We start from the raw sequence: 12,761 nt of genomic DNA on the forward strand, positions 1-12,761 counted from the left end.
TTGTTAACAATTAACGACACTAATTTAGCCATAAAAATGAATCAATGTAACCGATTACATTGTTTTTTTAAAAAAAATTTTCTTTTACCTTTACTATCACATATGTAAGCGATTGTATGAGTAAACCAAAAGAAGTAACGATTTACGACCTCGCCCGTAAACTAAACGTCTCTATAGCCACGGTTAGCCGGGCGCTGAAAGACGACCCTGTTGTAAGCAAAAAAACCAAAAAGAAGATCTTTGATCTTGCTGAGGAAATGGGGTATCGTTATAATCATTTTGCGCGCAACCTCCGCGAACAGCGTACATACACCATTGGTGTTATTGTTCCGAGGCTCAATAGTTACTTCATGAGTACCGTAATTGCCGGTATTGAAAGTGTTGCCAACAATGAAGGGTATACCCTTATTATCAGCCAATCGTCAGAGTCGGCGGGTAAAGAAGTGGCCAGTGCAAAAACCATGTTCAATAACCGGGTTGATGGCATGCTGGTTTCCCTTGCTTACGATACCGAAGACATTTCGCACTTCGACCAATTTATAAAAAAGAACATTCCGCTTATATTTTTCGATCGCGTAACCGATCATCCTGAATGTACCAGTGTATTGATCGATAATCGCAAAGGCGCCTATGAAGCAACCAGTCATTTAATTGCCCAGGGCTGCAGTCGCATTGTACATATTACAGCCACACCAAAACGAAATGTGTATATCGACAGGCTGGCTGGTTACAAACAGGCATTGGCCGATCACCAGATTCCGTTTGATGAAAAATATATACTCATCAACAATCTGAGCCAGGAAGCAGGTACACAAGCCGCCGCCGCCATTTTGCAAATGAACCCATTACCCGATGCCGTTTTTGCTGCGAACGATAATTGTGCCGTAGGCTGTATGCTGGGCCTCAAAAAAGCAGGCATTCGCATTCCACACGATATTGCTTTTGCCGGTTTTAACAACGACCCGGTATCAACGGTAATTGAACCTAACCTTACTACCATTAATTATCCCGGTTATAAAATGGGTGAAATGGCAGCCGCCAGCCTTATCAATCATTTAAATGGCGTTAACAGCATCGATACTACTAATACAATATTATTACGGTCAGAACTTATCATCAGGGCGTCTTCCGTGAAAATAAAATCGGATAGCGAATAAAGCCGGCAATCCCCGATTTCATCGGGGGCAATCGGCAATGCCTTGTCAACATGTTAACTTGTCAACCTGTCAACTGAAAATCCCATATGAAAAAATGGATAGCTGTCATTATTGGCATTATATTGTTCAATTCGATATTTGCAGAAAATGGTTATAATTTATGGCTTCGATATAATGTAATTGATAACCCAACCTTTTTACAACAATATCGCCAGCAGATCTCGAGTATAAGTTGCCCGTCTGATAACGGCCAGCTTATTGCGGCTCATCAGGAATTACAGAAAGGGCTTTCAGGACTTCTTGGTAAAAAAGTGCCCTTACAAATGTCGGTCATCAATGGTACGGTTATGATGGGACTGCCTTCACATTTACCATTTATTAAAACGTTGGTGAGTGATACTGTACTGGCACGGTTGGGCAATGATGGTTTTATTATTCGCACCATTAAACATGAAGGAAAGAACATAACGCTGATTGCCGGCAACAAAGAAGCCGGCGTTTTATACGGCGCTTTTCATTTCTTACGGTTGCTGCAAACACAACAATCTATTCAACAACTGAACATCATAAGTGCACCCAGAATAGACTTGCGCATTCTCAACCATTGGGATAATCTCAATCGCACTGTTGAACGTGGCTATGCCGGTGGCTCTATATGGGATTGGCAACGTTTACCCGGTTATCTCGATCAACGGTATTATGATTATGCGCGCGCCAATGCATCTATTGGTATAAACGGTACGGTGCTTACCAACGTGAACGCCAATGCCATGATATTGACCGAGCCCTGGTTACAAAAAGTAGCTGCGCTGGCCGGCATCTTTCGCCAATACAATATAAAAGTTTACCTCACTGCCCGCTTTAGCGCCCCGGTTGAAATTGGTAAACTAAAAACGGCCGACCCGTTAAATGAAGAAGTAAAAAAATGGTGGAAAGATAAAGCCGATGAAATTTATCGTATCATTCCCGACTTCGGCGGCTTTTTGGTAAAAGCCAATTCAGAAGGTCAACCCGGTCCGCAGAATTACCAACGCACCCATGCCGATGGCGCCAATATGCTGGCCGATGCAGTAGCGCCTCATGGCGGCATTGTAATGTGGCGCGCATTTGTGTATAGCAGCGAATCGCCAGAGGACAGATTCAAACAGGCATATAGTGAATTCAAACCACTCGATGGCCAGTTCAGAAAAAATGTATTGATCCAGGTAAAAAATGGCCCCATTGATTTTCAACCACGCGAACCCTTTCATCCTTTGTTTGGCGCTATGGGCCAAACACCGCTAATGATGGAGTACCAGCTTACCCAGGAATACCTGGGTTTTGCTACGCACCTGGTATATGAAGCGCCGTTGTTTAAAGAAGTACTGAATGCAGATACACATTCTAAAAATAATGGCGGAAATGTTGCGCAGATCATCGATGGTACCGCTGATGCACATGTACTTTCGGGTATGGCCGGCGTTGCCAATATTGGCAGCGATATTAACTGGACGGGTCACCCCTTTGGACAGGCCAACTGGTATACCCTTGGCCGCCTCGCCTGGGACCATACGCTTACTTCTGCCCAAATAGCCAATGAATGGATACGACAAACATTTTCAAACAAAAAAGCGTTTGTTGATACCGTTCAACAACTCATGCTGGCCTCACGCGAAATAATAGTTAATTACATGACGCCTTTAGGGCTGCACCATATAATGGGGTACGGGCATCACTACGGCCCCGCTCCCTGGTATAACAAAGCGCCGCGGGCCGACTGGAACCCGGTGTATTTTCACAAGGCCGACTCAATTGGCATAGGATTTAACCGTACCACCAGCGGCAGCAATGCACTGGCCCAATATCAACCTGCGGTCCGTAAGCAGTTTGAGAATATAAACACCTGTCCCGAGAACATGTTATTATGGTTCCATCATGTATCCTGGAATCATAAAATGCAATCGGGCAAAACATTGTGGGAAGCTTTGTGCGAGAAATATTACAATGGTGTTGATTCCGTTCGTTGGATGCAACGCAGCTGGAGCAAACTCAGGAGTTATATTGATGAAGAACGGTTTGTACAAATACAACAGTTATTGAATATTCAGGAACAGGAAGCCGTGTGGTGGCGCAATGCCTGTTTGTTGTATTTTCAAACCTTTTCCGGGAAACCGATACCGGCAGGGTACGAGAAGCCGGATAGAACGTTGGAATATTATATGGGCTTGAGTTTTCCGTATGCACCGAATTAAAAACTTCGTGAATGGTGAGTGGTGAGTGGCCTAGAGAGTGTTCAGATTATTTACGACCTTGCACCGCCCGAAACTTATTGCCGATTGCCGATCATTCCTATGAAACACAAAAGTTTAAATTCAAGATCTATAAACATAGAATAAATGAACACCGACAACCAAACAGTAGCGATCGTAACCGGAGGTGGTTCAGGCATTGGCCTGGCTATTACAGAAAAATTCGTTCAAAACAACATCACAACGGTGATCGTTGGCCGCGACCCTGAAAAACTGCACCAGGCTAAACAAAAGCTGGGCTCTTTATGTGTACCTATGGTTGCCGACCTTAGCGACCTGGATGCCATTCCCAACCTCGTTAATGAAGTGATTACCCAATTTGGCCATATCGATATTTTGGTGAACAATGCCGGTATCAATATGAAGAAAGAATTTACCGAGGTAACCAATGAAGATTTTCAAAAAGTAATACAAACAAATTTAGTAGGCGTATTTGCATTGAGCCGCGAAGTGGTTAAGACTATGCTTCCGAATAAAAAAGGAAGCATTGTGAACATCAGCTCCATGGCTGCACAATATGGAATTCCCAAAGTGATTGCCTATTCAGCATCCAAAACTGCTATTGAAGGTATGACGCGGGCTATGGCAACCGAACTATCGCCCCAAGGTATTCGCATCAATTGTATTGCGCCTGGTTTTATTGCCACCGACATGACATCAAAAGCATTTAATGCAGACGCCGAACGAAAGAACAAGGCGCTGGGCCGCACCCCAATGGGTGTTATGGGCACTCCATCCGATATCGGCGATGCCGCTTTATTCCTGGCAACCGATGCTTCAAAATACATCACTGGTGTGGTATTACCGGTTGATGGTGGTAATTCTATTGGGTTTTAAGAAAAGAAAATGGTCCTATTTCTCGAGGAAGCGATAGCTCTCCTCGGGAAACTGGTTCCGCGCCACGAGAAAGTGGTTCCAAATCTCGAGAAACCGGTATTAAATCTCGAGAAAATGGTGCTGTTTTTCGAGGAAACGATATTAAATCTCGAGGAAAGGGTACTGTTTTTCGAGAAAAACGAACCTTCCTGTTGCATATGAAAAAGATACTCCTGACATTATTAACGTGGTTCTCAACCAGTTCTCTCCTTGCCCAAGAATCTATTGTCACCAAAAATGAACCGGGCGCCTTTCCAATAGTGGCCAACAAAAAGGCTACACCTATATATGTAGATGCTACAGATCATTGGCTGGTGCAAAAAGCCGCCGCCCTGTTGCAAACCGACCTGGAGAAAGTGACGGGTAAAAAACCAGCCGTTTCACACACCCTTCCGCAAAAGACCAAAAACATCATTATCATCGGTTCGCTTGATCAAAGTGGAATCATAAAGCAACTGGTTCAAACCAATAAATTATCGGCAGACAGCATACAAGGCAAATGGGAAGCTTTTCAAATAACGGTAATTCCAACACCCTACCCTGGCATCGACAATGCACTTGTAATTGCAGGAAATGATAAACGCGGTACGGCATATGCTGTTTTTGAATTGAGTAAACAACTGGGCGTATCGCCCTGGTACTGGTGGGCCGATGTACCCGTAAAAACTAAAAAAGAATGCTGGTACAAGAATAGCATTAAACAATATCAGCAGCCCGGTGTAACCTATCGCGGCATTTTCCTTAACGATGAAGCGCCTGCTTTATCACAATGGAGCAAGGCCACCTTCGGCGGCTTCAATCATTTGTTTTATGAAAAAGTATTTGAGCTGTTGCTTCGCTGTAAGGCTAACTACCTGTGGCCGGCTATGTGGGGTAATGCTTTTTATGATGACGATTCGCTAAATGCCGTAGTGGCCGATCAATATGGAATTGTTATTGGCACCAGTCACCACGAGCCCATGCTGCGTGCGCACGATGAATGGCGGCGTTATGGTAAAGGCAAATGGAATTACGATAGCAATGAAGCACGGTTAAAACAATTTTGGGAAACAGGCATGCGCCGCAAGCGATCGTACGAAAGTATTGTAACCGTAGGTATGCGGGGCGATGGCGATGAACCCATGAGCGAACAAAGCAACATTTCATTACTTGAAAGAATTGTGGCCGATCAACGCAACATCATTGCCAATGTAACCGGTAAAGATGCTACCGCCACACCGCAGTTATGGGCTTTGTATAAAGAAGTACAGGACTATTATGATAAAGGCATGCGGGTGCCCGATGATATTACCTTGCTTTTGTGCGACGATAACTGGGGCAATATTCGCAAACTGCCTGAACGCAATGCACCGGCGCGCAGCGGTGGGTATGGCATCTATTATCATTTTGATTATGTAGGCGGTCCGCGCAACTACAAATGGATAAACACCAACAACCTTCCACGTATTTGGGAACAAATGAACCTGGCCCATGCATATGGGGTTGATCGCATCTGGATCGTGAACGTTGGTGATCTTAAACCAATGGAGCTGCCTATTTCCTTTTTTCTCGATCAAGCCTGGAGCCCTTCTCAATATACTACCGATCGTACGCAGGAATACACCAAACAGTGGGCTGCGCAACAATTTGGTGATTTGTATGCAGGAGAGATCGGTTACCTGCTTTCAAAATACACTCAATATAACAGCCGCCGAAAACCTGAACTCCTGTCGCCCAATACGTATAGTTTGATCAATTACCAGGAAGCCGAAAAAGTGGTACACGATTACAATGCCTTGGTCTTGCTTGCTGAAAAATTATATAACCTGTTACCTATTGAATATAAGGATGCATTTTATCAATTGGTATTGTTTCCCATAAAAGCCAGCGCCAACCTGAATGAAATGTATGTTACCACAGGAAGAAATCATTTGTATGCAAAACAGGGTCGTGCTGCCACCAATGACCTGGCTGCAAAAGTGAAGGAACTCTTTATTGCCGATTCGCTGCTCACAAAACAATACAATTTAGAATTGGCAAAAGGCAAATGGAACCATATGATGGACCAAACACATATTGGTTACACGTACTGGCAACAACCACCGGTTAATGTAATGCCTGCGGTTAAAACCATTACTCCGGGTACGCAATCGCTACCCGGCATTGCTATTGAAGGGTCAGAGGAAGTATGGCCCAATGAAACAAAAAAAGCCGTATTACCCGCATTCAATAATTATCGTACTGAAAAACATTATATCGATCTGTTTAACCGCGGTACCGCGCCATTCAATTATACAATAAAAGCAGATACAGCGTGGTTGCAGCTTTCATCAATAAATGGTAGTATTGAGAAAGAACAACGTATTTGGTTACAGGCGAAATGGGCCAATATTCCTGAAGGAAAAAACCAGGTATCCATCACCATTAGCATACCTGGTACAAAAGACGTGACTGTATATGCCACTATTGAAAAATTTATAGTACCAGCCTATACTTCTCTTACTAATGTTGAAGGCGATGGTTATATTTCAATTGACGCAAGCCGGTATACCAAAGCCATTAATGAAAAAGATGTTCAATGGAGTACGATCAATTACATTGGCCACACCGGTAACGGCGTTACCTTTCTTCCGCCATTTAGCCGAACACCGACATTCAATAAAACAAACGCCCATCTTGAGTATAACATTTATACAACTGATTCCGGTGCTGCCAAGGTAATGGTGTATTGTTCCCCTACCCTGCCCTTTAATGAGTCAACCGGATTGCAATATGCCATTTCTATAGACGACGAAGCACCCCGGCTTGTTAATATTCATACCGATTATTCAGACCAGGCCTGGGCGCAATCGGTTAGTAATAATATTCGCATCAGTACATCAACACATACATTACCTAAAGCAGGTCATCACACCCTTAAAATATGGGCCATTGATGCGGGTATTGTGTTGCAAAAGATCGTTGTTGATTTTGGAGGTGCTAAGAAGAGTTATTTAGGCCCGAGGTGAGTTAATTAGTTCACGAGTTGACGAGTTAACTCGTTAACAAGTCAACTCGTCAACTCCTTCAGTTTACTCTGCCCAAAAAATCGTACATTATAGGAAATTGCTACTATGAAAAAGTTCCTACTCTTTATCCTCCTCCTGCCTGCCATAGCGGCCCACACGCAAAGCAACGAGCACAAAACACTCGCTATAGGCTCGCCTGCACCCGATTTTAAATTGCCCGGAACAGATGGTAAAACTTATAGCCTGGCTTCATTTAAGAATTCAGGTATTGTAGTAATTATATTTACCTGTAATCATTGCCCCACTGCGCAGGCTTATGAAGATCGCATTATTCAGCTTGCAAAAGACTATAGCGCCAAAAACGTAGCGGTAGTAGCAATCAGTCCTAATGATCCTAAATCGGTACGGTTAGATGAATTGGGTTATACCGATATGAGCGACTCGTTCAATGAAATGAAACTACGGGCCAAACAAAAGAAATATAACTTTCCTTATTTATACGATGGCGATGCGCAGATTACGGCTAAAGCCTATGGCCCTGTGGCCACTCCTCATGTGTTTATATTCGATAAAGCACGCACCCTTCGCTACCAGGGCCGTATTGATAATGTTGAAAAGCCATCCAAAACACCTACGGAGTTAAATACCCGTGATGCTATAGAAGCCTTACTACAAAATAAACCAGTACCGGTGGCCACAACCAAAGTATTCGGCTGTTCAGTTAAATGGGCCGAAAAAACATCACTTGTAAAAAAAGGGTTTGAAGAATGGGCAAAAGAACCTGTTTCCGTAAATACTATTGATGAAGCAGGGCTAAAAGAATTAATAAAGAACCCTACCGATAAACTGCGCCTCATCAACATTTGGGCAACCTGGTGTGGTCCCTGTGTTACCGAATTTCCCGACTTCATCTCTATTAACCGTATGTACCGCCGCCGCGATTTTGAGTTTATCAGCATCAGTGCCGACGACCCCACAAAAAAGGAAAAGGTGCTGAAGTTTTTGCAACAACAACAGGCGTCCAATACCAATTACCTGTTTAATACCGATGATAAATACAAACTCATTGAGGCCATAGACCCTAAATGGCAGGGCGCGTTACCTTACACTATTTTGGTAGAACCAGGAGGTAAGATCGTTTATGGCAAACAGGGACCTATAGATGCTACTGAAATAAAAAGATTGATTGTAGATAACAGGATAATTGGAAGGTTTTATTAATCACTCGTCAACTTCACTCATTACCACTTTCACTAACCTGTAATGTAATACGCTTCACCGGCATACATTATAATGGTTATTATCAACTGACATTCATATAACCATAATCTTCAATTCGGAGTTTTGCTATTGGCGAACTTAAAACAGAAGGTTATTTTCGTTTCAATCATACACCCTCAAAGCATCCGTTCCTATGAAATATATTCATAGTTTATTCTTTTGCATAGCCGTATTTGCATGCAGTTATGCATCGGCACAATGCCCGCTTGGTTGCCCTTCAGGCGCCATAGCATTACCAACTACATCATCAACCCTTGCAGCCGGATCTACCTACTGCATTTCTGCCTCACAGGATCTAAGCAGTAATACGTATGCCATCGATGGCACCCTCGTTATAGGAGGCGGTACCGTTACCATTGGTAGTGTTACTCTTAAAAGAACCGGTGTTATTCAGGTAAAGTTTGGCGCCAGGCTAATTATTACCGGTACACTCACCGGCGATAATGCTACGCCTACTTCTACCATTGATAATATAATAGTTTGTAATGGTGGCTATCTTGATATTACCGGTTCCTTTTGGCAGGGTGAAATAAACCTTGCAGTGAATGATTTTGGAATAATGAAAGTAACCGGCGCCTGGACCGCTAATTCAACTAACACACGTGTAAAAATAGGCACCGGGTCATTAATAGAATTATGCTCTTCCTTTAACATTAACAGAAACGGTTTCTTTTTAGAGACCGGTACTGGTGCTTCTTACCTGGTTGTACATGGCGGTATGAGTCAATTTGCTGTCAACGGCTGGTTGTCGTCTTTAGGGAATGCCTCACAACTTAAATGGACGGCCGAAGGCGCTGCTTCATGGGTTAGCCATCCTTCCGCCTATACCTGCAGCCCCTGCACCAATTATAACCTGGCGCCCGCCGGCACCAACGCAAGCTGTGGTTCAGCTGCAAATGTTCTTTACAACACTACTTTAGTCACCGGGCCAGAGATAACCAAGCCAGAGATAATTACCGACAAAACCGCCATTTACCCCAACCCGGTATCAGCTTATTTTTACCTGCAATTACCAAAGAAACATTCGTATACATCACTATCAGTATACAATCAATCGGGGCAGCAGGTATATGTTACAAAAGTAAAGGCAGGCACCGCTGCTGTGCGGTATAACCTGCCTGTACAATTGCCACCGGGATTATATTTTGTACAACTTACCGGTAGCGAAACATCTTTAACATTACGCCTGGCAAAAGATTAAGAAGATAATCTTCTTCCACCACGTTCCCTGTTTTCACGACCAGGGAACATTCCTTTTCCAAAACTTCTGAAGTTATACATAAAGCTAACCAGGAAGAATCGCTGCAACACGCGGGTGTATGAATCTTCAATATACGACTCGCTTGCTGTACGTACTATGCTTCTGTTCTGATTCAGGAGGTCAACACCAGTAATACGTAACTCACCATTTTGCTTTTTGAACAGCAGGCACGAAACATACGCATTCCACAAAGGAATGTTCTGGTTAAAACCATCTGCCCTACCTGTATTGATATAATAATCAAAGTCGTTATTGATCATTATCTTTTTGAACAGCGTATACGTTATATCAATTGAATAGTGCTGATCAAAGTATTTATAGTTCTGCATTTTATTCAAAGTATACCTGGCATCGTTATAATTAAAATTGGCAATAGCCTGCAGATCGAGCTTATCCTGTATGAAGTAATTAAACGAAACCCGCTCGCCAAGTCCGCTGGTATAATTATACCAAACAGTATCGAACCGCTGGCTTACATCCCGATTATACCTTGCAGTGGTTGTAAGGTTCAGGTTTACAGGGCTGCGGCGGCCGGTGGTAACTTTCTTAAGCGGTATACCAACAGTACCCGACATATTATACGTTTGCGCACCATTCAGGTTTACCGGTTTGGTTAATAACACATCCTTTTCGGTCTCATATATACCGGTGCTGTTAACGATCTTATTACTTATTAAACTGGCGCCTGCACTTATATTAATATACAGGAAGTTGGTAAGATTGAACGTACTGTAAGTAAGGTTTATATTATGTGTAAACTCCTGTTTCAGATCGGGATTACCGGTACGATAGTTTAACCGGTTACTTACATCAAGCACATCCTGCAACTGCGCAATACCCGGAGCACGGGTGCTTCCCCGATAATTAAGACGGATGTTCTTGCGCGGCTTCGGGTTGAAATTAAAAGAAGCGTTGGGAAAGAAGTTGGTATACGTTTGCCGCATAGTGCTGTCTTTACCAGAAGTAGCGCGGTTGCTCAAATTCTCCAGTGCAGCAAAGTTAACAGCGCCGCCAAACTGGTAATCATACTTCTGATGTTTTACCCTGAAGTTGGTACCTAGCCTGCTGGCGGTAAACAAATTTTCAAAATATTGGGTTTGCGCTTTATTTACGCTGTCATAACTATCTGTTACCGCATTATAATCGTATGTATCTCTATCGCTGTTGCTTTTATTGATAGTATAGGCATAGTTCATTTCCCACACCATGCTCGAATCGAGCATTTCTGTAACCGATGTACTTATAGTATTGTTGAATGAACGGGTAAGCTGATCGTTACGTTGATCACGATTATCGAAACGATATTCTTTACCAGTGGAATCAAAAAAATGAAAAGGCGAGTAATTTACGCCATGCCCATTGCTGTTATTCAATGCGGTGGTCCAACCCAGCGTGAACGTACGACCCGGCTTACGAAAACGGTGGCGGAAAAGGAAGTCGTTATTAAGGCTTTGTCCGTCGCGGTTGCTCAATGAATGACTTGATCCCTCTCTTGCTTTATAATCGAGCCAGGGATTGGTGGCCCGGGTAACAGAAGTATTATCATTGGCCGACCAGCCCTGTTGCAAATTAAGCGAAGGGGTTATCAGCAATGAGTTCATACTGTCTACCAGGTATTCGAGCCTGAAACCAAAACGATGGTTTACGTTGGTATTGGTTGAATTTGAGGTTGAATTAACGAATGTAGTAGAGTCGCTCTTTATAAAATTCTGGCGATAGGTCTCGCTATAATTACCATTATCAGTCTGATTCACAAAATAGCTTCCATTGAAATCGAACTTTGGCCCCCATTCATTACGGAAATTAATACCCGCACTCCACGATTTGGTATTACCGCTGGCTGCTGCAGGTGCACTATTGTTACCGCCGCCACGACGAACACCACCGCCACGATTATTGCCACCGCCACCACCGGCCATACCACCCATGGCACTAATAAGGTCGTTATTGGTAAATCCTAAACGGTTAATATTATTAGCACCACCAAGTATAGATACCTGGCGTTGGTTATTAAATGCATTTAAAGATGCGCTGGCCTCATAACGTTCACTGCTACCCAGCGATGCTGCGGTGCGACCGAATACGCCTTTCTTACGATCTTTTTTTAGCCTGATATTGATCGTCTTTTTACGGCTGCCATCATCTATCTTGGTGAACTTGGCCTGGTCGCTCATATCGTCAAACACCTGCACAGCTTCCACCATATCCGACGAAAGGTTCTTGGTTGCCAGCTTGGGATCATTAAGGAAAAACTCTTTTCCATCAACATATATCTTTGTGATCTCTTCACCCTGCGAAGTAATGTTCCCCTCTTTATCTACTTCAACACCCGGTAATTTCTTAAGCAGTTCTTCAACCGTAGCATTGGGTTTTGTTTTAAATGAACTGGCCCTGAACTCAATGGTATCTTTCTTTATAGAAATAGGCGGCGCCTGTACTACCACACTGCCAAGCATATTCGTATCGAGCGACAGGAAAATAGTATCGAGGTCAATGGTGAATTGTGTTTCGGTAATATTCAGGTCTTTCTTAAAAGCGCTGTAACCTGTGAACGTAACACCTAACACATAATTACCCTTTTTCAAATTTTTTATTTCGAACAAACCGGTTTTACCAACAACAGCAAAACCCATTGCAGCAGAGTCAACGGGGTTCATAATAGTAACAGTGGCATCGGGTAAGGGAAGCCGGTTCATGGCATCCACTACCCTGCCGCTGACCTTATTTTGAGCGGTAACAAATTGAGCAGTAAGAATAAACAGAATAAATAGGGTAACAATCCGCATGCAATCTTTTTTATTGTGTTCTGGTTCGCTATTATTTATGACATGATAACTTTTAGTCATAAGTAATCGCAGCCGTGCGTTCAAAGACGGCGGAAAATTTTAAAAAGTGGCATGAGATTAAAAAA

The 12,761-nt window shown here is 43.2% G+C and carries 7 protein-coding genes; 6 read left to right on the top strand and 1 reads right to left on the bottom strand.

Annotated features, from left to right (window positions below):
* Window positions 1–116: 116 nt before the first annotated feature.
* From GGD38_RS04040 to GGD38_RS04065, 6 genes are all read left to right on the top strand, one after another.
* Window positions 117–1,157, top strand: coding sequence for a LacI family DNA-binding transcriptional regulator (locus GGD38_RS04040; protein WP_375299306.1), 1,041 nt, complete (start codon window positions 117–119; stop codon window positions 1,155–1,157).
* 86 nt (window positions 1,158–1,243) lie between these two features.
* Entirely contained in the window at window positions 1,244–3,388 is a 2,145-nt protein-coding gene (locus GGD38_RS04045; protein ID WP_375299305.1) for an alpha-glucuronidase family glycosyl hydrolase, read from the top strand.
* 144 nt (window positions 3,389–3,532) lie between these two features.
* Window positions 3,533–4,282 carry an SDR family NAD(P)-dependent oxidoreductase gene (locus GGD38_RS04050; RefSeq protein ID WP_375299304.1) on the top strand — a complete coding sequence of 250 codons (750 nt, stop codon included), beginning with the start codon at window positions 3,533–3,535 and terminating at the stop codon, window positions 4,280–4,282.
* A 197-nt stretch (window positions 4,283–4,479) separates the two neighbouring features.
* Window positions 4,480–7,308, top strand: coding sequence for a glycosyl hydrolase 115 family protein (locus GGD38_RS04055; protein ID WP_375299303.1), 2,829 nt, complete (start codon window positions 4,480–4,482; stop codon window positions 7,306–7,308).
* Between the two features lie 105 nt (window positions 7,309–7,413).
* Entirely contained in the window at window positions 7,414–8,529 is a 1,116-nt protein-coding gene (locus GGD38_RS04060) for a redoxin family protein (protein WP_375299302.1), read from the top strand.
* A gap of 193 nt (window positions 8,530–8,722) precedes the next feature.
* On the top strand, window positions 8,723–9,790 hold the full coding sequence (locus GGD38_RS04065; protein WP_375299301.1) for a T9SS type A sorting domain-containing protein: 1,068 nt from the start codon (window positions 8,723–8,725) through the stop codon (window positions 9,788–9,790).
* On the opposite strand, the gene GGD38_RS04070 is transcribed toward GGD38_RS04065, so the two are convergent.
* Window positions 9,787–12,636 carry a TonB-dependent receptor domain-containing protein gene (locus GGD38_RS04070; protein WP_375299300.1) on the bottom strand — a complete coding sequence of 950 codons (2,850 nt, stop codon included), beginning with the start codon at window positions 12,634–12,636 and terminating at the stop codon, window positions 9,787–9,789. The genes GGD38_RS04065 and GGD38_RS04070 overlap by 4 nt on opposite strands.
* Window positions 12,637–12,761 lie beyond the last annotated feature (125 nt).

It is taken from the genome of Niastella sp. OAS944, assembly GCA_024809215.1.
GTDB lineage: Bacteria > Bacteroidota > Bacteroidia > Chitinophagales > Chitinophagaceae > Niastella.

Bases quoted from the DNA above. Each gene is read 5' to 3' on its own strand.
- GGD38_RS04060 (WP_375299302.1), top strand. From the start codon at position 7,414: ATGAAAAAGTTCCTACTCTTTATCCTCCTCCTGCCTGCCATAGCGGCC.
- GGD38_RS04065 (WP_375299301.1), top strand. From the start codon at position 8,723: ATGAAATATATTCATAGTTTATTCTTTTGCATAGCCGTATTTGCATGC.
- GGD38_RS04070 (WP_375299300.1), bottom strand. From the start codon at position 12,636: ATGCGGATTGTTACCCTATTTATTCTGTTTATTCTTACTGCTCAATTT.
- GGD38_RS04045 (WP_375299305.1), top strand. From the start codon at position 1,244: ATGAAAAAATGGATAGCTGTCATTATTGGCATTATATTGTTCAATTCG.
- GGD38_RS04055 (WP_375299303.1), top strand. From the start codon at position 4,480: ATGAAAAAGATACTCCTGACATTATTAACGTGGTTCTCAACCAGTTCT.
- GGD38_RS04040 (WP_375299306.1), top strand. From the start codon at position 117: ATGAGTAAACCAAAAGAAGTAACGATTTACGACCTCGCCCGTAAACTA.
- GGD38_RS04050 (WP_375299304.1), top strand. From the start codon at position 3,533: ATGAACACCGACAACCAAACAGTAGCGATCGTAACCGGAGGTGGTTCA.